Origin of the sequence: Robinsoniella sp. RHS (assembly GCF_001029355.1) — a bacterium.
GTDB classification, from domain to species: domain Bacteria; phylum Bacillota; class Clostridia; order Lachnospirales; family Lachnospiraceae; genus Robinsoniella; species Robinsoniella peoriensis.
Window position 1 is genome coordinate 1 of record NZ_JNGB01000160.1, and the last position, 21,532, is coordinate 21,532.

The 21,532-nt window shown below is 40.3% G+C and carries 23 protein-coding genes, 1 tRNA gene, 1 pseudogene and 1 other annotated feature; of the genes and pseudogenes, 12 read left to right on the forward strand and 13 right to left on the reverse strand.

The features are described 5' to 3' along the window. From RHS_RS27040 to RHS_RS27070, 7 genes and pseudogenes are all read right to left on the reverse strand, one after another. Nucleotides 1-551, reverse strand: a pseudogene (locus RHS_RS27040) (V-type ATP synthase subunit A); the annotation flags it as partial. Then, nucleotides 544-1,140 carry a V-type ATP synthase subunit E gene (locus RHS_RS27045; RefSeq protein WP_052377932.1) on the reverse strand — a complete coding sequence of 199 codons (597 nt, stop codon included), beginning with the start codon at nt 1,138-1,140 and terminating at the stop codon, nt 544-546. The gene RHS_RS27045 and the pseudogene RHS_RS27040, both read right to left, overlap by 8 nt. 5 nt (nt 1,141-1,145) lie before the next feature. After that, the gene (locus RHS_RS27050; protein ID WP_027295627.1) at nt 1,146-1,454 is read right to left on the reverse strand and encodes a V-type ATP synthase subunit F; all 309 of its coding nucleotides are present in this window, start codon (nt 1,452-1,454) and stop codon (nt 1,146-1,148) included. 4 nt (nt 1,455-1,458) lie between these two features. Further along, nucleotides 1,459-1,902, reverse strand: coding sequence for an ATP synthase subunit C (locus RHS_RS27055; protein ID WP_027295628.1), 444 nt, complete (start codon nt 1,900-1,902; stop codon nt 1,459-1,461). Nucleotides 1,903-1,990: 88 nt separating this feature from the next. Then, nucleotides 1,991-3,928 carry a V-type ATP synthase subunit I gene (locus tag RHS_RS27060; protein WP_027295629.1) on the reverse strand — a complete coding sequence of 646 codons (1,938 nt, stop codon included), beginning with the start codon at nt 3,926-3,928 and terminating at the stop codon, nt 1,991-1,993. 20 nt (nt 3,929-3,948) lie between these two features. Then, nucleotides 3,949-4,983 carry a V-type ATPase subunit gene (locus RHS_RS27065; RefSeq protein WP_027295630.1) on the reverse strand — a complete coding sequence of 345 codons (1,035 nt, stop codon included), beginning with the start codon at nt 4,981-4,983 and terminating at the stop codon, nt 3,949-3,951. A 4-nt stretch (nt 4,984-4,987) separates the two neighbouring features. Then, nucleotides 4,988-5,299, reverse strand: a complete 312-nt coding sequence (locus tag RHS_RS27070) for a hypothetical protein (protein ID WP_027295631.1) — start codon at nt 5,297-5,299, stop codon at nt 4,988-4,990. A 267-nt stretch (nt 5,300-5,566) separates the two neighbouring features. Here RHS_RS27070 and trmB point away from each other — a divergent pair, with 267 nt between their 5' ends. Continuing rightward, complete coding sequence (gene trmB, locus RHS_RS27075) at nt 5,567-6,232, forward strand: tRNA (guanosine(46)-N7)-methyltransferase TrmB (protein ID WP_027295632.1); 666 nt, start codon at nt 5,567-5,569, stop codon at nt 6,230-6,232. A 46-nt stretch (nt 6,233-6,278) separates the two neighbouring features. Next, entirely contained in the window at nt 6,279-6,422 is a 144-nt protein-coding gene (locus tag RHS_RS32125; protein WP_156043000.1) for a hypothetical protein, read from the forward strand. A 27-nt stretch (nt 6,423-6,449) separates the two neighbouring features. On the opposite strand, the gene RHS_RS27080 is transcribed toward RHS_RS32125, so the two are convergent. Then, the gene (locus RHS_RS27080; protein ID WP_395023593.1) at nt 6,450-7,883 is read right to left on the reverse strand and encodes an AI-2E family transporter; all 1,434 of its coding nucleotides are present in this window, start codon (nt 7,881-7,883) and stop codon (nt 6,450-6,452) included. 230 nt (nt 7,884-8,113) lie between these two features. On the opposite strand from RHS_RS27080, the gene RHS_RS27085 reads away from it, so the two are divergent. After that, a tRNA-Lys gene (locus RHS_RS27085) sits at nt 8,114-8,186 on the forward strand. Between the two features lie 162 nt (nt 8,187-8,348). Here RHS_RS27085 and RHS_RS32130 read toward each other — a convergent pair. The 3 genes from RHS_RS32130 to RHS_RS27095 all read right to left on the reverse strand — a co-directional run bounded on the left by RHS_RS32130 (nt 8,349) and on the right by RHS_RS27095 (nt 10,046). Beyond that, the gene (locus RHS_RS32130) at nt 8,349-8,546 is read right to left on the reverse strand and encodes a tyrosine-type recombinase/integrase (RefSeq protein WP_081999077.1); all 198 of its coding nucleotides are present in this window, start codon (nt 8,544-8,546) and stop codon (nt 8,349-8,351) included. Nucleotides 8,547-8,630: 84 nt separating this feature from the next. After that, a complete protein-coding gene (locus RHS_RS27090; protein WP_047834929.1) occupies nt 8,631-9,023 on the reverse strand; it encodes a (deoxy)nucleoside triphosphate pyrophosphohydrolase in 393 nt (130 codons plus the stop codon). Nucleotides 9,024-9,047: 24 nt separating this feature from the next. Then, entirely contained in the window at nt 9,048-10,046 is a 999-nt protein-coding gene (locus RHS_RS27095) for a bile acid:sodium symporter family protein (protein WP_047834930.1), read from the reverse strand. A 75-nt stretch (nt 10,047-10,121) separates the two neighbouring features. After that, nucleotides 10,122-10,364, reverse strand: a binding site (T-box leader). 186 nt (nt 10,365-10,550) lie between these two features. Between RHS_RS27095 and RHS_RS27100 the strand changes: the two genes are divergently transcribed. The 5 genes from RHS_RS27100 to RHS_RS32135 all read left to right on the forward strand — a co-directional run bounded on the left by RHS_RS27100 (nt 10,551) and on the right by RHS_RS32135 (nt 14,871). After that, a complete protein-coding gene (locus tag RHS_RS27100) occupies nt 10,551-10,817 on the forward strand; it encodes a thioredoxin family protein (protein ID WP_027295635.1) in 267 nt (88 codons plus the stop codon). Continuing rightward, nucleotides 10,814-11,458, forward strand: a complete 645-nt coding sequence (gene nth, locus RHS_RS27105) for an endonuclease III (protein WP_330373911.1) — start codon at nt 10,814-10,816, stop codon at nt 11,456-11,458. The genes RHS_RS27100 and nth overlap by 4 nt, the downstream gene beginning before the upstream one ends. Before the next feature lie 157 nt (nt 11,459-11,615). Continuing rightward, nucleotides 11,616-11,858, forward strand: coding sequence for a hypothetical protein (locus RHS_RS27110; RefSeq protein ID WP_044297687.1), 243 nt, complete (start codon nt 11,616-11,618; stop codon nt 11,856-11,858). Between the two features lie 83 nt (nt 11,859-11,941). Continuing rightward, nucleotides 11,942-13,219 (forward strand): response regulator, encoded by a 1,278-nt coding sequence (locus RHS_RS27115; RefSeq protein ID WP_027295638.1) that lies wholly within the window; start codon nt 11,942-11,944, stop codon nt 13,217-13,219. Between the two features lie 482 nt (nt 13,220-13,701). After that, nucleotides 13,702-14,871 (forward strand): GH25 family lysozyme, encoded by a 1,170-nt coding sequence (locus RHS_RS32135; protein ID WP_052431089.1) that lies wholly within the window; start codon nt 13,702-13,704, stop codon nt 14,869-14,871. A gap of 197 nt (nt 14,872-15,068) precedes the next feature. Here the strand turns inward: RHS_RS32135 and RHS_RS27125 are convergent, their stop codons facing one another. Continuing rightward, nucleotides 15,069-15,710, reverse strand: a complete 642-nt coding sequence (locus RHS_RS27125; protein ID WP_047834931.1) for a GDSL-type esterase/lipase family protein — start codon at nt 15,708-15,710, stop codon at nt 15,069-15,071. Nucleotides 15,711-16,126: 416 nt separating this feature from the next. Further along, the gene (locus RHS_RS27130; protein WP_027295640.1) at nt 16,127-17,044 is read right to left on the reverse strand and encodes a dihydrodipicolinate synthase family protein; all 918 of its coding nucleotides are present in this window, start codon (nt 17,042-17,044) and stop codon (nt 16,127-16,129) included. A gap of 231 nt (nt 17,045-17,275) precedes the next feature. On the opposite strand from RHS_RS27130, the gene RHS_RS27135 reads away from it, so the two are divergent. The 4 genes from RHS_RS27135 to RHS_RS27150 all read left to right on the forward strand — a co-directional run bounded on the left by RHS_RS27135 (nt 17,276) and on the right by RHS_RS27150 (nt 21,532). Next, nucleotides 17,276-17,968, forward strand: coding sequence for an N-acetylmannosamine-6-phosphate 2-epimerase (locus RHS_RS27135; protein ID WP_027295641.1), 693 nt, complete (start codon nt 17,276-17,278; stop codon nt 17,966-17,968). A 61-nt stretch (nt 17,969-18,029) separates the two neighbouring features. Then, on the forward strand, nt 18,030-19,469 hold the full coding sequence (locus tag RHS_RS27140) for an ABC transporter substrate-binding protein (RefSeq protein ID WP_044297686.1): 1,440 nt from the start codon (nt 18,030-18,032) through the stop codon (nt 19,467-19,469). A gap of 328 nt (nt 19,470-19,797) precedes the next feature. Then, nucleotides 19,798-20,688 carry a carbohydrate ABC transporter permease gene (locus RHS_RS27145; protein ID WP_027295643.1) on the forward strand — a complete coding sequence of 297 codons (891 nt, stop codon included), beginning with the start codon at nt 19,798-19,800 and terminating at the stop codon, nt 20,686-20,688. A 16-nt stretch (nt 20,689-20,704) separates the two neighbouring features. Beyond that, nucleotides 20,705-21,532, forward strand: a complete 828-nt coding sequence (locus RHS_RS27150) for a carbohydrate ABC transporter permease (RefSeq protein WP_027295644.1) — start codon at nt 20,705-20,707, stop codon at nt 21,530-21,532.

Genomic DNA, 21,532 nt, shown 5'->3' on the forward strand with positions numbered 1-21,532 from the left:
CCGTACCATCCGGTAACTGAATGGTAACGATTGGATCAGTAATGGTATATTGTCCGTCTTTCACAACAWTCTAAAATAGTACCCTTCATATTTGGAGGAACCATTGATTTATGTGTGATAGCAGGAGTTTCCGGTACTTCAGCGATAATGGTACCGCCGCTTACGGTGTCGCCCGGTTTTACTGTGATATGTACGTCCCACAGTTTTGAAGTATCCAGAGAATCAACACTTACACCACGGTTAATATATTTACCCGAGTTTTTAGCGATCTCACTAAGAGGACGTTCAATACCATCAAAAATATTATTTAAGATACCAGGTGCCAGCGTTACGGAGATAGCATCGCCGGTAGCGATTACTTCTTCACCCGGTTTCATACCGGTTGTTTCTTCGTAAACCTGCACGGTAGTGGTATCGGTTGTTAAGCTGATGACCTCACCAACTAATTTTTCCTTACCAACATAAACCATCTCAGCCATTTTGAAGCCGGTGTTGCCTTTTAAATAGACAACAGGTCCGTTGATACCATATATAATGCCTGTTCTAGTCATGGGTCATACCTCCGTCAAATGTAAATTCTGCCTTTGCCTCTTCTAATTTTGTTGCAAAGGAATTATCAATTAATATATGCCGGTCGGCAAGAACTGCCCTTGTACCGCCCATAAACGAATATTCAGATAAGGAAACCTGCTCATTCGTTGAGGCGCCCAGACTTAATTGCTTGGAAGAGTCGGCAGGGTCAATATAAATGATAACGCTTCCGTCTCCAGCGAGTTCTTTTATTTCATGAATCTGATTGACTAATAATTTATCATAGGCAGGAGAAGACATATAATCCTCCAGCATTGCCTTGACTTCTACAAAAAGCTTTTCTTTTAATTCATTATGCTTTTTGGTTATTTCTCGTTTTATTTGAAGCTGTTCCTTTGAAAGAGCCATATTGTTTGCTCGTTTTAAGCTTTCTGTCTCAGTTTTTATCTGAAGGGCAGCCTGCCGTTTTTTAGCAGTCACATGCTCAGTTTTGATTTTTTCAAGAGCAGTTTTATGTTCTGATATAATCTGAGTTGCCTGTTCTCTGGCATTTTCTAAGGAAGATTCTTCGAAATGTTTTAACTTTTCTTCGGTTGTCAAAATCTTCACCCTCTTTACAATTTTATTCCAATGGCTTCATTTACGTAAGAAGTGATAAAGTCCGGCTTACGTCCCGTACCATGCCTATCCGGTATTTCAATGATAAGTGGAAGTCTTCGGTTTAGCTTTACATCGTCAATAATTTCCGGGAATTCCCGGCCGAATTTCTCTGTAAGCAGGATGATGCCAATTTCTTTATTGGCAACCGTGCGTTCCAGGGCTTCCCTTACTTCGGGTTTCTCATGAACAACGCATCCTTCCACTCCTGCTAGTCTCATACCGGTATAAGTATCTACATTATCACTGATTAAATACATCTTCATAGAATTATAATTTACCTAAGATCATGAAGGAGATGATCAGACCATAGAGGCAGACACCTTCTGCAAGACCTACGAAGATAAGTGATTTACCAAGAATACTCTGGTCTTCACTGATTGCACCAAGGGCAGCACTAGCAGCACTAGCAACGGCAATACCACCACCGATACAGGATAATCCGGTAACTAATGCAGCAGCAAGATAACCAAGACCTGCGGATAATCCGGGAATAGCTTCACCGGTAGCTTCTGCAGCCATTGCTGTAGATCCGTCGCCGCCAAATGCTATAATAGCACCGAGAACCATAGTTCCAAAGAAGAAGAAGCAATTGATACCTAAAGAAGTTTTATACCTTCCTTTATTTCTCTCGCCGATTAAAAATGCTCCGAAAGGTACGATGATGCTAAGAACCAATGCAATTACTAATACGATTGATGTTAATGTTGTCATTATATTATCCTCCTAAATAAAAAAATGTTTTTATATTCAAAAAAGTGCCTTTGGCAATTTTTGATTTAGATTTGTTTGGCGTCTTATCTTAGGCGGCCTTATCTTTTTTTGAAAATGGTTTGAATTCACGTCCGGTACCTTTGTAGAAACGGCTGAACATTTCATAATATTCAAGACGCAGTACCTGGATACCTACGATCAAACCTTCCATACCACATACGATCAGGTTACCGAGTATGATAACCAGCCAGTTCGGCGATCCGCCGTTTTCTGCACCGGCAAGCATAAGTACAACTTCCATCATAGCTCCGTGGCTGACTGCAAATGCGCCGATACGGACGAAGGAAAGTGTATTTGAGAAGTAGCTTAAAAGCACTTCAAACATTTCAAATATGGTCTGAACAATAAACATACCTTTTTCTTTTGGCAAAAAGTCAGTCTTTTTCTCAACCAGTTTGGAGAGAGGCTCTTTTAAAGCAATCAGAATTAGCGGAATGACAAACATAACGACTAATACGATACCTGCCGGTAAGGTGTTTCCTGTCATGAAAAGCACGATCACTGCAACGATTGCACCGTAGAATACCAGTCCTGCAAGACCGTTTGTATCAAACCAGGTGTTTTCAGCATCTTTTGCTTTAATACCATTAATAATATGAAAGATCATTGTTACAATAATCAGGAACATACCAAATGCAATTGCTACGATAAATACGGTATTTAAATTGCCGATAAATGGTATCGTTGACATATGGTTTACCGGACGGAGCCATATGGGCTCTAGAACATCTTCAAATCCGAATAAACTTCCAAACAGGAACCCGAATACCGTGGAAAAAAATCCGGCACAGCTGATGATCGCTGCCAGATCCAGTTTTTTAAATCGGTACAATAAAAATCCACCGATCAAAAGTAATAATCCCTGACCTACATCGCCGAACATGGCGCCAAAGATAAAGGCATAGGTAAGGCCTACGAATATCGTAGGGTCAATTTCGTTGTAAGCCGGCAGCCCATACATTCGGACGAACATTTCAAATGGCCGGAACAACTTAGGATTCTTTAATTTGGTGGGAGGAGAATTAACAATATTGTTATTGTCATCCTCTACAATACAGTATAGATTTTCATCCTCTGAGATATCCTGCTGGAAGGATCTTGCATCTTCTTCCGACATCCATCCGCATAAAATATAGAATATCTGTTTTGATTCCTTGGTGCAGGCTGCAAGCTTGCGGACATCAAAGTTTGTGGACAGTGCCTGTAACTTAGCCTGAGCCAGAAGCAGCAGTTCTTTGTGCTCTGTAAGGGCCCGGGTAATTTCTTCATTGCATTTCGCAATTTCTTTACTGTAATTATCAATATCTGCCTTAAGGTCATCATATGCCTCTTTTGGCGTTCCGGCATAATCATCAGGAAGATAAATACGTTCGAAATGCATGGAAGAGTAAACCGCATCTATTTTGGATGCCTGGGCGGCAGGTACAAAGTAGACGCCCCATACGTAATCTTCATCCGTATGGCATTTGTAAAATACCGTATCAAAATCGTCGTAGACATATCTTTCTAATTTCGTATAGTAGTCATGGGCAATTTTACCAAATCGGTACTTAATAAATTTGAATTCCAATACGGCATGTATGTTATATTGAAATTCTAAGAATGGCTCGATTTTCTGAATGGAAGCTCTTAAGGACTCCCTTTTGGCATCCAGTTCATTTCGTTTCGTGCGGATATCGCCAATTTTGGTATCCAGTTCATTCACAACATCCAATGCTTTTTCAAGGGTGATATGTTTGGTAGTCGTAAAATGCGGATCTTTCACAAGCTCAGCATATTCATTTGCTTTTATGAGCCATTCACGATATGGATTGATTTCCATAAATGGCCTTAAATGTTCAACCGTTTTTAAATCAGATAAGGCGTTCTCCAAATGAATTTCGTATTTGGACAAGTATTCGTTTACCACACGGTCGATATCAGCCTTGGGTCCCGTAATACTCAAAAATTTCATTTTGACAATCACAAGTTACACCTCCTCTGCTTTTAAAGAATATAGTCTAGTGTCTCGTTTGGATCAATACCGTAACGGACACACTCTAAAGCGGTTGTAAGTTTGTCAATTTCATGCTCTTTCTCATAGAGATAGGAGATGATGGTTGCTACTGAATATGGATCTTTTTCAGCGTTTCCCCTCTGAACTTTCATACGTATTTTGTTGTACATCGGTTCAATTGTTCTTACGCCATAGCCTTCATAATGCTTTCCATAATAAGTCTTCTTAAGGGCTGTATCGAATTCATCCATTGTGGGTGCTTCGACAAGATCATGGATATCTGCCTTTTTCAGTTTATACTGAACAGGGATCAGTAATGCATAGATCTGAGGACCTGACATATTATAATATTTCTTAGAACGGAAAATCCATTCTATATTAAGTAAGTCCATCTTGGTGCCATAGGCGGCAGTTACACTTTTCAATGCATCTTTTTTCAGAAGTTTGTCTTTTTCTTTCCAGAACTTCTTAAAATAGAACAAATCCAATGCCATGCCATAATCCCAAAGAGTTGGATTTGAAACATTGGACAGCCTGTTCAGACAATCATAGAACATGCTTCCTTTTAAATTTGAAACCAGCTCTTCCAATGTGGTACAATTTGATAATTTGGTGATGTCAATGTCAGAGTGCTTTTCGAAGAAATCTTTGAAAATCGTTAAATCCAGTTCCATGTCACGGCGGTCAAACACCATTCTCAGACAACTCTTCAATATAGCGACTTCATATCGCTTGAAGTACATATCCAGGAACTTACGCTGATACACGGTGGCAAACCGGTAGATTTTCTGGAAATCCACATATACGGCATTCTGCAGTATTTTTTCAATGTCGTTACGATGCAGAGACGCTTCATCCGCGTGCGCAAACAAATCGTGATAACCGGGATGCTTCTTTATAAAGCTAAGGGCATCGGTGACAGTTGCCATAGAAGCCAGTTCACGGTAATTTTCCTCTGTAAACAGACGGCTTCTGATTGCACGTATTTTGGTGGTGGTCCCGCTGTAAGCTAACAGGTTTCCCATATGATTACCCCTCTACTAGTTTTTTTAATACCCCGGCAGCTAATTTTTTGTGGTTTACATTATAATCAGCTTCCAGATTCGTTACCAAACGCTGAGTCTCAGTTTTTAGCTTGGCAAGGTCTTTTTCCATTTCCTTTTGAAGATCTGCTTGCAGCTGCTTGAGCTTTTGTTCGGTATCTGCATCTACTTCGGCATCATATTTTTGTAATTCGTCATGTAGCTCATCGTCCAGTTCTTTTTTCTGAGCGTTTGCTTCATCGATAATCCTGACAGATGCTGCCTCGATTTCAGATAATCGGTTCACAACCATATCCATAATTCATGCCCTCCTATCTATTCAATATTCATTATATAATCATACACCATTTTCAAAAAAAATCTATAATAAATTTACCAAAATTAAAAAAAATATAATTTATTTTTTGTATATTATTAAGTTTTGTGTTACAATCATTCTTGGCTATACAGTAAAAGTGCTTCTTAGAAGGCTTGACAACTGTGAAATGTTTACAAAAGACAATTTTAAAAACATCAGAAAAAAATAATAAAGTAAGGAGAAGCATGAATTTCATGCAGAGAAATTATGAGATTGAGAAATATTCCAAGAGCAGATGAAATTATAGCAGAGAGCAGTTATGTAATCCAAGATGCTAAAACGGTGAGAGGCGCATGGAAACAAGCATTTGGCAACGATCACCCGATTCATATAGAAGTTGGAATGGGGAAAGGCAGATTTATAACCCAGATGGCATTCGATCATCCTGAAATAAATTATGTGGGAATCGAAAGGTATTCCAGTGTTCTTCTCCGGGCGTTGGAAAAAAGAGAAACTATGACTGAACTTCAGAATTTATTTTTCCTGTGTATTGATGCCAGAGAACTGCCTGAAATCTTTGCAGAAAATGAAGTGGAACGCATCTATTTGAATTTTTCTGACCCGTGGCCTAAGGACCGGCATGCTAAAAGGAGACTCCCCTCCAGAGAGTTTTTGAGCCGTTATGACAAGATTCTGGTGCCGGACGGGACCGTTGAATTTAAGACGGACAACAGAGGACTCTTTGATTTTGCCTTAGAAGAAGTAGAACCTGCGGGATGGATCCTCAAAGCATGTACTTTCGATCTTCATCACGATGGGGTTTTGTCAGAGGGGAATGTAATGACAGAATATGAAGAAAAATTCTCGGCCCTTGGCAATCCAATTCATAAAATGATTGTGTGCAGAGAGAAAAATGATCCTGCACAGGATTAAAGAGTAAGAATATACTATAGTAAATGCTTGTTATGGATGTGAAAGCATGATAAAGAATAAAAGCCTGAAACAAAAAGTGGGAATGTTCTTCAATGATAAAACAACAATGGACCGCCAGCTTCTGGCACTTAAGAAATCCGTTGATGAAGTGAACAAAAAATTAAAAGGTGAAGATAAGAAGAAAGGGTAATCTGCCATTTGGCGGATTACCCTTTTTCTATTCAATATTAAAATTATGACTGTCCTTAAAATTCCTTTTTTCAAGCCGGTACTGTAGAAAACGGTTCAGAAGATATCTTAAAACGGCTATGACAGGAACGCCCAGGAACATACCCAGAACACCGGCAATACTTCCGCCTATGGTAATGGCGAATATAATCCACAGCGGCTTCAAACCGGTTGAATCTCCAAGAATCTTGGGTCCCAGGATTAAACCGTCAAACTGCTGCAGTACCAATATCAGTATTGCAAAGATCAGGGCTTTAATCGGGCTGACCAATAACATGATTAAAACTCCTGGTACCGCACCGATAAATGGACCGAAATAAGGGATCATGTTTGTTACGCCTACGATGGCACTGATCAGAACAGCATATGGAAGTTGGCAAAGGCTCATAATTACAAAGCAGAGCAGCCCGATAATCAGGGAGTCAATCGCTTTTCCGATAATAAAACTGCTGAACAGCTGGTTGCAGGTTTTTAACGTATCAATAGTAGAACTGATATGCTTTACCGGAACAAATGCATAAATAATTCCTTTTATGGAGTTCAGCAGCGGTTTCTTGTCAGAAAGCATATAAATCGATACGATAATGGCAATTACTACATTTAAAATCCATTGTAAAATTGAAACGGATACGGTATATAGTGCCGGAACAAGGTTTGTGGCAAAATCTTTTAAATAGGTTATAAAGTTCGGTATGGCATCATTAATTGCTTTTCGGATTACTTCCACGTCCAGATTTGGGAAATGTTCCTCCAGGTTATCAAAGAAGTGGTAGACGTTATCCACCGTTGTAGGAACGTAATTTACCAATTCTGTAATACTTTCTACGATCTGCGGTACTACAAAAAGCAGTGTGACAATAATCAGTCCCAGAAGCAGAATGTATGTAGTAGCAATGGATAACCCCAGGCATACGGACTTATTGTTGATTCTGCAAATTCTGTGATAAAACTCATATACCTTTTTCACTGCCGGATTCAATATGAATGCGATTAATGCACCAATGAAAAATGGCATCAGAATGTTTGTGACATCCTTTAAAAATTTTAATGTACCATCCAGCGAAACAAAAATCTTGACGATAATGGCACCAAAGAAAATAACGGCTATAGCATAAACACATATGGTAAAATAGCGGTTGCTGGCATGAAACTTTCTGTTTGGATATTCCGGATCATAAGGTTCATGTGGAAGGTTATAATTATTTTCATTTTTACTTGAGGTACTATTTTTCATTTCTGACTCATCCTGATTATCACTGTCATTTTTCTGTGATCCATCAGCTATAAAATTATCCAAACCAGAATCTTCCTGATCGGATGAAGCAGCAATATCATCGGTTTTCTTTCTGTGCTTCCTTCTTAATAGTGTATGCTTGTTGTATTCTTGTGAAGCTTCATGCTTTGTTGACTTTTCATTGTCCATATATACCTGTGCACCTCAAATTCCCTTAATAATTTCTATAAAAAAATGTCGCTTTACGCGTATTTTTCCCTAGTCTATATCCATTATAAATGGTTTGTGAAAATCAATCAAGGGAATACAAAAAAATATTTCTTATATTTTTATAAAAAAATACTTGCAATTCTCGAAATTATATAATATAATATCCCTTGCGTTGAGGAATTACCTTAACACAAACAAAATAAAGACAAGCGCTTTTAGCTCAGCTGGTAGAGCACCTGACTCTTAATCAGGGTGTCCAGGGTTCGAGCCCCTGAAGGCGCATGAAACACTAGCTTTTTGGACGTATGGGCCTTGGGGCTGGTGTTTTTTGTTGGTTTAATGTCGAATATAGTAGAATCTAGGACTCTAAGAAATATAAAAAATGTATCCCGTTTTTTTCGCAGCCAGGTGAAGCCGGCTGGAAAAAGTGGGATACATTTTGTTTTAATAGGTAGTTTTGAAAAATACAGAGTCTAATTTATAGATATCAGCATTTAGGATCATATACTGGTTAGCAAGGTGTAGATAATTACGGGTTACATTATAGTCGTAATGTCCAAGGAGCAACCGCAGCATTTCCAAATTACCACCACCCATTATATAAGAAGTTGCAAAGGTATGCCGGAGCAAATGCGGATGCAGGCGCTCACTCTAAAATAAGGGTCTGTAAATGTAATTTTGAAACTTATTACATTTACAGACCCTTATTTGACAGGTATAAAACCATTAAAGAGTAAGCATTACCCTCAGTCCATCAATAACAGGTTTATTAGCCGGCAGCCATTCCACTGTATCCAGATGATCTTTGTCCAGCCATTTTGCACCATTATGCTCCAGCAGCGTAATGGTGCCTTTTTTTATACTGCAAACGTAGCAGTGCATGGTCAGGTGGAAATCAGGATAGTCGTATTCCGTTGACATAAACAGCTTTTCAGGGATTATTTCGACGGCTAGTTCTTCCTGAAGTTCCCGGAAGAGAGCTTCCTCGTTGGTTTCTCCGGATTCAATTTTCCCGCCGGGAAATTCCCAAAGATTTATAAACTGCCCGTACCCCCTGCGGGTAGTAAGGATTTTGTGATCTTTCATTATAATTGCAGTTACGATTTCAACCTGTTTCATAAGTACCTCCAAAAAATTATTATTCTATGCAATACTCTCTGCCTCGCCATCTTCTGCTACTGTGTTACTTGGAATTCCCTTTTTTTCATCCAGTTTTGCGAAAAATCCTGCGAGTATCGTACCGGAAATGGAGTGCCATACGCAGGATACAGCGCTGATTAAAGCAGCCTGAGGAAGTGCTGCGAAATGAAGGGTTGCCAGGTTCGTGGCAAGACCGGCATTTTGCATACCTACTTCTATGGAAATAGTCCGCTTTTTAGCCACCGGCATTTTAAATAGGCGTCCAACGCTGTATCCAAGAAGATAACCAATACTGTTATGCAGCAATACGGCTATAAAGATGACAATTCCTGACTGGAAGAAGTTAGATCCCTGAAGAGATACAACACCGCCCACGACAAAGGCAAGTCCGGTGACGGATACACCGGGCATCAGCTCCTGAGCGTCTTTAAATGCTTTTTTCTTCCCGAAGAAATAGTTCAGGGCAAATCCCAGTGCAACCGGTATTAATACGGACTGGCAGATGGACTGAAACATACCAATAGCATCCACATTAATTTCCTGTCCGGCTAACAGAAGAACCAGGATTGGAGTTAAAATAGGTGAAAGTAAGGTGGAGGCGGTGGTCATGCCAACGGAATAAGGAACGTCACCGTGGCAGAGAAATGACATAATATTAGAAGAAACACCTCCGGGGCAGCATCCGACCAGAATAAGGCCGATCGCAATTCCATCCGGAAGACGTAACAGTTTTCCAACGCCAAAAGCCAACAGGGGCATGACAGTGTATTGGGCAAGTGCGCCAATAAATATATCCTGTGGGCGTTTTGCCAGAATTTTAAAATCATTTGCAGTCAGGGTAAGACCCATACCAAACATTATGATTCCGATAATAATCGTCTGGTTAGTGCCCCGGACCCAGGTAAAGAGCTGCGGTACAAAAAATGTGACTACTGCAACTGCGATTATAAATAATGATGTGTTTTTTGATAGAAATTTGCTTGTTTTTTTTAATACGTTCATAAATGTTTCCTCCCTGTTATTGGTTATGTGATAAGAAAGAGTTTCAGGACAATAAAAAAACTTCCTCCCGTATAAAAAAGGGACGAAGTCAATTCCGCGATACCACCCATATTCCATCTGTAAGATACAGACAGCTCTCATAACGTACATATTATACGTTCTCCGATAACGGGGACTAACCGGTACAGCTTACTTGCACAGGCTTTGGGCTGTAATTCTCCAAGATGATTTTCATTTGAATTCTGAACATCAGCTCACACCAGACGCTGACTCTCTGGGAACAGAAAACAATCTACTTTTTCTTTTCATAGAATCTAAACATTTTCTTATCTAAAAAAAGAATAGCGCCATACCATGTAAAAGTCAAGTACTTTTTTGCGTTATTAGTTTAAAGTAATGAAATAATGGAAAATGAAACTTTGGAAGACTTTTTCATCAAGTGATGATGGCGAAAAAAGTCGCTTTATGGTATAGTGAAAGAAAACAGATGAAAAGGAGACTGCCATGCAGAAAGTATTGATGATGATTTTAAAAGACTGCCCGCATTGCCATAAGGCACTGGCACTTATGGAGGAACTGAAAATGGAACATCCGGAGTATGGTAAGGCAGAGGTACGAATCGCAGATGAATCGGTAGAAACAGAGCTTGCAGATTCTCTTGATTACTGGTATGTACCCACTTTTTATGTGGGGGATAAAAAGGTTCATGAAGGTGTACCAACCAAAGAAAAGGTCGAAAATGTATATAGAGAAGCGTTGATGGGATTATGATGAAAAAATTACAGGTAAAGAAAATATTAGATAAACTGGATGAGCTGTATGGAGTGGATAAAGATGGATTTCTCCACAGGGAGCCCTGGCAGCTGCTTTTGGCGATTATGATGAGCGCTCAGAGTACGGATGCCCAGGTAGATCTGGTACTTCCTGCACTTTATGACAAATATCAGAAGGTAGAAGAGATGGCGGAAGCTGACATTGAGGAACTGGAAGGCATGATTAAAACCATCGGACTCTACCACAGTAAGGCAAAAAATATGAAAAAATGCTGTCAGCAGCTGGTAGCTGAGTACAATGGTCAGGTTCCGGACAACCGAGAGGATTTAATGAAACTGGCGGGAGTCGGAAGAAAGACAGCCAATCTTTTTATGTCAGACGCATATGGAGTTCCCGAGATTACGGTAGATACCCATGTTAACCGGATATCTAACAAACTGGGATGGGCGCACCATTCTGATCCTTTGAAAGTGGAATTGGAATTACAGGAGGTGCTTCCTGAGGATCATTGGATACGCATAAACATTCAGCTCATCCGGCATGGGCGAGCGGTTTGTAAAGCCAGAAAACCTATGTGTGGGGATTGCGCTTTGTCAAATTGGTGTGAATTCCAACTGGCGGCGGTAAAAGAAGTATAACAGATCAGGGATAACAGATAGGAATTAACAGATAGGAAATAACAGATAGGAAATAACAGATAAGGACAAGAGATAAGATACAAAAGATAAGAGACAAAAGATAAGAGACAAAAGATAAGAGACAAGAGATGAGAGACAATAGATAAGAGGTGCGAACATGAAAATAATATCTTTTCAGGATATCATTGACTGTAACCAAATGCTGAGAGAAAAGGAACTGGCATTTCAACTACATATAAGGGATGCCTGCGGCAAGCAGTCGTTCTGGATAGAACCCGTTGGAAATGATGGTAGTGAAATAAAGTACGAGGATTTGTATCATGTATTGGATGCCTTTTTTGAACAAAGAGGATGCAAGATTTCATTTAGTGAAGATAAGCTTAATTTTTGGGTGGATTGAAAGAATGTTTTTGCATTTTTATGTCATCTTTGGTATTATGGATGAGGTAAATTGTTAGTTGTTATGAGATAGGAGTATAAAAAATGATTAAAATGGCTTTGATAGATGATGAACAATCTGTTCTTGAATGGCTTGAGAAGTCATTTCCCTGGGAGCAGTGTGGCGTCAATATTGTAGGCACAGCAGAAAATGGAAAACAAGGCCTGGATATCATCCAAAAAGAAATACCGGATATCGTGATTACCAGCATAGACATGCCCATTATGGACGGCCTGGAAATGATGGAAAAAGCGGTTGGTATGGGAATAGACACCAAGTTTATTGTTTTAAGCGGATATAATGAATTTGAAAATGCTCAGGAGGCAATACGTTATGGAGTGAAGGAATACCTGCCAAAGCCTGTAACAGAGGAGCAGATATTGGAAGCGGTAAAAAGGGTATCCTGCCGTATAGAAGAGAGTAAACGGCGTATAGAATGGGTAAAGGAAATGCGCCAGGAGCCTCATCAGGATCAGGATATGTTGATTATCAGACTTTTCCAGCAGCTGATTATGCAGATCCCTGTCCAGGATGAAGTAATTCAGGATTACCGCAGACTAACGGGGCACGGAGAGCGAACGAAATACCAGGTAATATTAATACGGGCAGAGGATCAGGAAGTTGTTTCAGATTCCATCGTAAGTATGATTGAGGAGTGTTTTCGGAAATATCATTTCGAAGCAGCTACGGTGAATTATCTGCCAGGTGAAATCATGCTGGTGATCAGCTACCTTGCAGATAATCTGTTGTATATTATATTGAACGAAAATATGAAAAAGGTAACAAAGATGGTTTCGGACCGGATGGAGGAGGAATTTCATTTATCTTGTACCATCGGTATCAGTGAAATACAAAAAGGTCTCGAAAGCGTATATGGTTGTGCAAATCAGGCAAAGAATGCTTTGGTTTTTACAACCTTAGAAGAAAATCACAATATTGTATCCATCAGCAACCTGATGTTTGAGGATGAGGAATACCATTCACCGATAAAAAGGGAGCGACAGCTTCTGAATGCTTTGAAAGCCGGGGATGCAGACGAAGCGGAGAAAGTACTGGATATGATTTATGAGGAGTTTTCGGAACAGAAGAAAAATTCGCTGTCCATAAATAAAAAGATTTGTACCGAATTGATTGTTGTTTGTATTAAGAGCCTGTATCCTATGGGAATGTGTCTTAATGAGCTTTTCCAGACAGAAGATGATCCGATCTATCTGATACATGATCAGAAAAGCATTACAGATGTGAAAAAAATCGTGTACCGGGCGGTTCGCCAGATGGCAGAGTGTATCGGAGAGAAAAAATGTGAAGTTCCTGAAAAGTAATATCGGTAAATTGATATCGTAAAATAACAGCACCATAGAAGAAGCACTGTATCTTTCAAGAAAATAATGAAGATACGGTGTTTTTATTTATGCCTTTATTTTTACTGGGGCTTTTTACACTGTTCTAACCATCAGATTCTACATCGTGAAGTCTTCGGTCAGCAAACGATTTCGCAGCAGGAGATGTAAGAGCTGAACGGGACTGATTGGGATTTAATAACCCGCAAAGATTTTATTATATTTTCAAACGGGTTACAGGGATGCCCCCCGGTGAGTTCTGCTGAGTTTTGTAAAAATTCACTATAGACAGAAAGGTAAATACGCGTTATTATATCCATAACAATAAAAACCTACAACTGTAATATTTCGATGTGTATGAGAGACGGGTGCTAATATACCGCAAACCGGGGCATGCAGATGGCCGGAATGAATTTTCTAACACGCACATGGACTGGACATGCAGTTGTGACAGGAGGATCTTTATGAAAAAAGTGCAGAGATATCTTATGAAATTTCTGTTTGTGTCAGCGATGGCACTTATGCTGCCTTTCACTGCAGAGGCAGCGGTCTCCAATATCAAAGGAATCGATGTATCGTGGTATAATGGGACAATTAACTGGGAAAGTGTGAAGCAGCAGGGATATTCGTTCGCCATGCTGAAGACCGGGGACGGCGCCCAGACAGGAACTTATGAAGAGGATCTGGATGATCAGTTTGAAGCCAACTACTATGGAGCGGGAAATGCAGGAATTAAGCGCGGTGTTTATCATTTTTGCTGTACCACTACTGTGGCGGGAGCGAAAAGAGAAGCAGAGTACTGTCTGAAGATTTTAAAAGGAAGGAAGCTGGAGTATCCGGTAGTCTATGATATTGAACAAAGCGGTACGTTCAAAAAGGGGAAAAAGAATACCACTGCGATCGCAAAGGCATTTTGTGATAAAATTAAAAAGGCAGGTTACACGCCTATGATCTATTCCTCCGACTATCGTTTAACAAATGAATTTGACTGGTCCAAACTTTCGGGAATCAGAATATGGGTAGGAAGCTATGGGATTAAAAAGCCATCTTTTTCCGGGTCCTATGATATGTGGCAGTATACAGACAAAGGAAAGGTACCGGGAGCTAATACAGATAAAGGTTACTGTGATCTGAACTATTCTTTCATGGAAGCGGAGCGGATCAGCCTGAACACTTCTAAGATAACTCTGGGTGCAAAAGAAACCTATTCGCTGAAGACTTCTGTAAAACCCAGCAGATGTACGGATTCCAAAAGGTATACCACATCCAATAAAAGAGTGGCAACGGTGAACTCTTCCGGTAAAATTACGGCAAAGAAGCCCGGTAGAGCAACGATTACGGTAACTACCGGCAGCGGTAAGACAGACACATGTGTTGTTGAAGTAAAAAAAGCACCGGCAAAGGTAAAATTAAGAAGAAAGTCCGTAAAACTGAGAAAAGGGAAAACTTATCAGATTAAACCGATCATATCGTCTAATTCCCAAAGCAATCGGATTACATATATATCTTCTCGCAAAGCGGTGGCAACGGTAGACAGCAGAGGAAAGGTAAAATCAAGAAAAAAAGGTGTTACTTATATAACCGTACGGACTTACAATAAGAAAAGTGTCCAACTTACAGTAAAGGTAATATAATGTCACATTATGAATAAAATATGAATAAAATGTTTTCAGAGTTTTCATAGAACGTTCAATAGTTCATCATTGAAAGTACACATTTAGAAGTTATGATATAAGCATAACAAACAAAGAATTGTTATATAAACTTTTTCATAACTCCTTCCTTTTTAGCCCTGCAGTCGTGAAGCAGGGCTTTTTAATGTCCAAAATTTCTACAGCAGGTCCGGGATCATGGAAGCAAGATTTTTAGCCAGAAGCATATGGCTGTTCTGATCCAGATGCATATGGTCCTTCGGATGCATACGGATTCCCGGTATGGTTGCTGCATCCAGAAAATATACGTCAAGCCGTTTGGCAATATCCTCATAGTAGGAAGCCAGGGCTCTGGACTTTTCTACACAGCCTTTTCCCATTTCGTCAGCAATAAACGTAGTTTCATAACCAGGTTCAATATAGGCGGGTGCAATGATTAATATATTAGGCCTATTCTTCCAGGCATCGGTAACGGAGAGGGCTTTTTTCGTAAGGCGCTCCATGCCTTTTGCGATATTTTCTGCGTTTGAGCTGAAACGTTCCTTGGTATCATTTGTTCCCAGCATCAGAATCAGAAGATCCACAGGCTCGTGGGTCATGAGACTTTGAAAAATTGATGTTAAACCGTTCAATCCCTCAAACAGAGGATCTTCGAAGACCGTTGTTCTTCCGCTCAGTCCTTCTTCACAAATCAGATAATCATCGCCAAGATATCTGCCCAAAAGGCAGGTCCATCGCTCATCTTCGGAAAAGCGTCCGTTTGTCTCGGTACAATAACCATGTGTGTTGGAATCTCCGAAGCATACAATATGTTTTTTCACTATATAACCTCCTCTTTAAATTTGTAAGCAAGGAAAACAGCTTACAGAATTATTCTTTTTTTGAACAGACAGAAGGATAATTCTTAACATCCTTTCCGAAGATTCTTCTTTATAAATGCTGGCTCATCCATTCTCTGTCTATTGGTTAATGAGTTACTTTTATTTTGCTAATAAATGGCTTATGGCTCTTTCCGTACACTACCCACCATTTACAAAGCGTCCCTTTCTTAGCTAAACCCAAATATAAGATGAAACTGTTCGCTCTAGTGTAGCATGGGGTGTTCCCTGTTACAAGAGAATAATCGGGACAAAAGAGCCATAATGCAGAGAAGTTTTACTTCAATGTATATGGCTCTTTTTAATGCGTCACTGCAAATGACCGGGGAGTCTGCTGCTGAAACCCTGTAATGAGAATATTACCAGCCCTTTGTTTCTTCTACGGCTGCGCGGATATCTTCATACAGCTTTCTGATCTCAGGATCCTTTTCGTCTACCGGAAGGAATGGCAGGCGTGGGTCACCTATGTTCACACCATCCATACGGATAATTGTTTTACAAGCTCCATACATGGAGGGGAAGGAGCACAGGCGGTAAATGAACATGGTTACTATGACCTGCAGCTTCTGGGCAGCAGCAATATCGCCGCGGCGGATGAGTTCATCTAATTTTAAATATAATTCCGGCATAGCGCCATAGGTTCCACCGATAGCAGCATCGGCACCCATCAGTCTTCCGGCTAAAAACTGCTCATCCGGTCCGTTAAACACAATAAAGTCCTCACCGCCAGCCTGTTTGAACCTTAAAATGTCGTGACAGGGGTCAGAGGAACATTTTACACCGGCAACCCGTTCGTTTTCAAGCATACGGTGGAATAAACCCATAGAGAGGTTAAATCCGGTTAGCTGAGGAATGTTATAAATAAAGAAAGGAAGGTCAGCAGCTTCTGTAATTGCGGTCCAATGGCGGTAGACACTTTCTTCACTCACATGGTAATAGACACTTGGTACGGCTGAAGTTCCGGCAGCTCCTGCCTGTTCAGCATGTTGTGCAAGCTCTGCGGAATGCCGGGTATCTGCACAGCCAACATGAACAATAATGGTCATCTCATCTCCGGCTTCCTGGGTTACGGCTTCCACGACTTTTTTTCTTTCGCCGCTGTCTAACAGAAAGCCCTCACCGGTGCTGCCGCATACGTACAGGCTCTTTACACCCTTATTAATATAGTAGCGGGTCAGTTTTTTAGCAGCATCCAGATCAATATCTCCGGAAGCTGTAAAAGGAGTGTTTAAAGCTACAGTTACATTTTTGAAACGTGATACATCGTATTTTGACATGATTTTCCCTTTCTTTGTCGAATATTGTTGAATTATGATAGCAGTTACTTCTTTTATATGGAGATTATATCATTGTTGAACAAAAAAAACAATGAAAAAAGAAAAAATTTTTTTTCTAAAAAAGATATTGAAAAATTTACCCGCATGTGATATAGTCTATTTATCAGACAGAACAACAAAGTTTAGAATTAAGATCTGCTCATTTGAGAGCAGAGGGAAAGGAGGATATGGATGACCAAAAAGGAGATAATGGATCAGATCCATGGAAGGCTAATCGTATCCTGTCAGGCATTAAAGGAAGAACCTCTGTATAGTTCATATATCATGTCTCGCATGGCATATGCGGCTATGCTGGGAGGTGCATCCGGAATCCGGGCAAACACAGTGGAAGACATTACAGAGATTAAGAAGCTGGTGGATCTTCCCGTTATAGGAATTATCAAAAAAGATTATGAAGGGTGTGAAATCTACATAACACCAACCATGCAAGAAGTAGATGCGCTGGTAGCATGCGGGGTGGAGATCATTGCTGCAGATGCCACCGTAAGGCTGCGCCCGGAGGGGGTGACGCTGGATGAATTCTTCAAAGAGGTTCGGTTAAAGTATCCGGAACAGTTATTTATGGCGGATTGCTCCAGCATCGAAGAAGGAATGCATGCGGCAGAAATCGGATTCGATTTCATAGGGACAACAATGAGCGGTTATACACCATATACGGAAGGAACTCAGCTTCCAAATTATGAAATGATGGAAATACTCGCAAGAGAGAGCGGAAAGCCTGTTATCGCAGAGGGAGGAATCTGGTGCCCGGAAGAATTAAAAAGGGCGTTAGAGACCGGAGCATTCGCAGCAGTTGTTGGAACAGCAATCACAAGGCCGATGGATATTACGAAGCGGTATGTGGAAGCAATTAACCAGAAATAATTAACAAGGCCGTTAATTATCATAAACTAAAACCAATCTATTTAAGGAGGAAAAGAAAGATATGAAAAGGAAAGCAATAGCACTTTTACTGGCTTGTACTATGGCACTTTCACTTGCAGCTTGCGGAGGAGGATCAACCAGTTCAGGAACAACGGAACCTAAGACGGAAGCAAAGACAGATGCGGCTACAGAAGCAAAATCAGAAGCGGCATCGACTGAGACAAAGACAGATGAGACACAGGCAGCGGCAGATGCGGAAACAAAAGAAGCTTCCGCCGGCGGTACAACAGAGATTACCTGGTGGGCATTCCCTACATTTACACAGGAAAATGCAGGTGATGCATTTGGATCTTACGAACAGAAAATCATCGATGCTTTTGAGACAGCGAATCCGGATATCAAAGTTAAATTAGAGACAATTGATTTTACATCAGGACCGGAAAAGATTGTTACAGCAATTGAAGGCGGTACAATCTGTGATGTGTTATTTGATGCTCCGGGACGTATCATCGATTATGGTAAGAGCGGCAAGCTTGCAGAATTAAATGATATGTTTACCGATGATTTCGTAAAAGATGTTGGAAATGACCAGCTGCTTCAGGCATGTAAAGCCGGCGACACAGCTTACATGTATCCAATCAGCTCCGCACCTTTCTATATGGCATTTAACAAACAGATGGCAGAAGATGCAGGGGTTGCTGATTTAATCAAAGATGGCTGGACAACCGATGATTTCACTACCGTTATTACTGCATTGCATGATAAAGGATATAATCCGGGATCAGTATTCTGCAGCGGCCAGGGCGGCGATCAGGGTACCCGTGCATTTGTTTCAAACCTCTACAGCAGCGCGATCACAGATGATGCTATTACAAAATATACAATTAACGATGCAAATGGTGTAAAAGCTCTTGAATATATCAAAAAAGCAGTTGATGACGGCACATTAATGAATGGCTCCGCTTACAACGGCGGTGATGATATTCAGAACTTTGCAAATGGACAGACTTCTTTTACTCTGTTATGGTCTCCAGCACAGCCGGAAACACAGAAAGAGTTATTAGAATCCAGTAAGGTTGAGTATATTGAGGCTCCATTCCCATCAGATGATGGAGTTCCTGCATTAGAGTATCTGGTAAATGGTTTCTGCGTATTCAATAACGGTGATGATGCAAAGGTTGAAGCTTCTAAGAAATTTATCCAATTTGTTTGTGATGACAGTGAATGGGGACCAAAAAATGTAATCAGAACAGGTTCTTTCCCGGTTCGCCAGTCCTTTGGAGATTTGTATAATAATGAAAGAATGACAACTCTGGCAGGCTGGACAAAATATTATTCACCATATTACAACACCATCGATGGATTTGCTGAAATGAGAACTTTATGGTTCCCAATGCTTCAGGCAGTAATGAACGGAGATAAAGATCCTCAGGCAGCTGCAGATGAATTTGTGCAGCAGGCTGATGCATCTATTACAAATGCTGCAACAACAGCAAAATAAAAATCAGCAGGGACGCTGCAATGGGATTTTAGCAGTCAACATTGCAGCGCTTTGTCTGTAAAGACAGTTATTTCTATATACACTTATGGGATTTGAAGGAAAGTGTGAAAGAAAATCGCTTTCACACTACTGATTTGGGAATAGCACAGGCAGGCTTGCGCTATTCATGGTGTCAAGTGTGAAAGAAAAGCACTTTCACACTATTGATTTGGGAATAGCACAAGCAGGCTTGCGCTATTTATGGTGTTAAGTGTGAAAGAAAATCGCTTTCACACTACTTATTAAGGCAGTATCGCAGACAGGCCTGCGATATGCAGGAGGTATAAACATGAAAAAAGTAAATAAGCTAAGAATGAGAGAAACAATAGTATCTTATTGTTTTCTGGCTCCGGCATTATTATTTTTTATTATATTTGTATTAATACCTATGATAATGGGGGTATTTACCAGTTTCTTTCGTTATACAATGAAGGAATTTACTTTTATCGGATTAAATAACTATATCACAATGTTTCAGGATACAACATTCCAGAAATCACTGGTCAACACACTTATCATTGTAATCGGATCCGTTCCGATTGTTGTAGCTTTTGCATTATTTGTTTCTTCACAGACTTACGAGAGAAAGGCATTTGCAAGATCATTTTTCAGATGTGTATTTTTCCTTCCGGTTGTAACTGGTACGGTTGCCGTAACGGTTGTCTGGAGATGGATATATGATCCGCTTTCCGGTATTTTAAATTACACCTTAAAGGCTGGTCATGTGATAAGTCAGAATATTATGTGGCTGGGAGATAAAAAATATGCCCTTGCGGCAATCATTATCATCTTGTTGACAACTGCGGTTGGACAGCCAATTATTTTATATATTGCTGCAATGGGTAATATTGACAAATCATTGGTGGAAGCAGCTGAGGTTGACGGCGCTAACAAGTTCCAGGTGTTCTGGAAAATTAAATGGCCAAGTCTTCTTCCAACAACACTATACATAGTAGTAATCACAACGATTAACTCTTTCCAGTGCTTCTCGCTTATCCAGTTATTAACTTCCGGCGGGCCAAACTTCGCTACCACAACCATTATGTATTATCTGTATGAAAAAGCATTTAAGCTGTCCGAGTATGGATATGCAAACGCAATGGGTGTATTTTTAACGGTAGTTATCGGTATTATCAGCCTGCTTCAGTTTAAATTCCTGGGCAGCGATGTAGAATATTAGGAGGGAGGACAAAAAGATGAAGAAAAAATCTACACCATTTACAATAGTATCAACTGTCGTTCTAAGCATATTGACCGTCATCTTTGTTTTTCCTTTTTACTGGATTATGACAGGGGCATTCAAGTCCCAGGGAGACGCAGTTAAGATTCCGCCCCAGTGGTGGCCGACCAATCCTACAATTGAGCAGTTCCAGCGTTTACTTGTGCAAAATCCGGCGGCAAGATGGCTGTTAAACAGTGTTTTGATTGCGCTTATTACCATGCTGGCTGTCTGCCTGACCTCTGCACTTGCCGGATATGTTTTGGCTAAAAAACGTTTCTATGGACAGAAGATTTTATTTACGGTTTTTATAGGTGCAATGGCACTTCCTAAGCAGGTTATTCTGGTTCCTCTGGTAAATATGATCAGCTGGATGGGAATTCATGACACCATGGCTGCCGTTATTCTTCCGCTGATTGGATGGCCCTTCGGTGTATTCCTGATGAAGCAGTTTAGTGAAAATATTCCCACAGAGTTACTGGAATCAGCAAAAATTGACGGGTGTAACGAACTTCGTACTTTTAGCAGCATTGCGTTTCCAATTGTAAAACCGGGATTTGCAGCGCTGGCGATATTTACCTTCATTAATACATGGAATGATTATTTTATGCAGTTAGTTATGCTGTCTTCCAGAAAGAATTTGACAATCCCCCTTGGTGTTGCAACCATGCAGGCAGAGCTTTCCACAAACTATGGATTGATTATGGCTGGTGCAGCCCTGGCAGCAATTCCTATCGTTGTAATATTTCTGATTTTCCAGAAATATTTTACACAGGGAATTACCATGGGAGCCGTTAAGGGATAA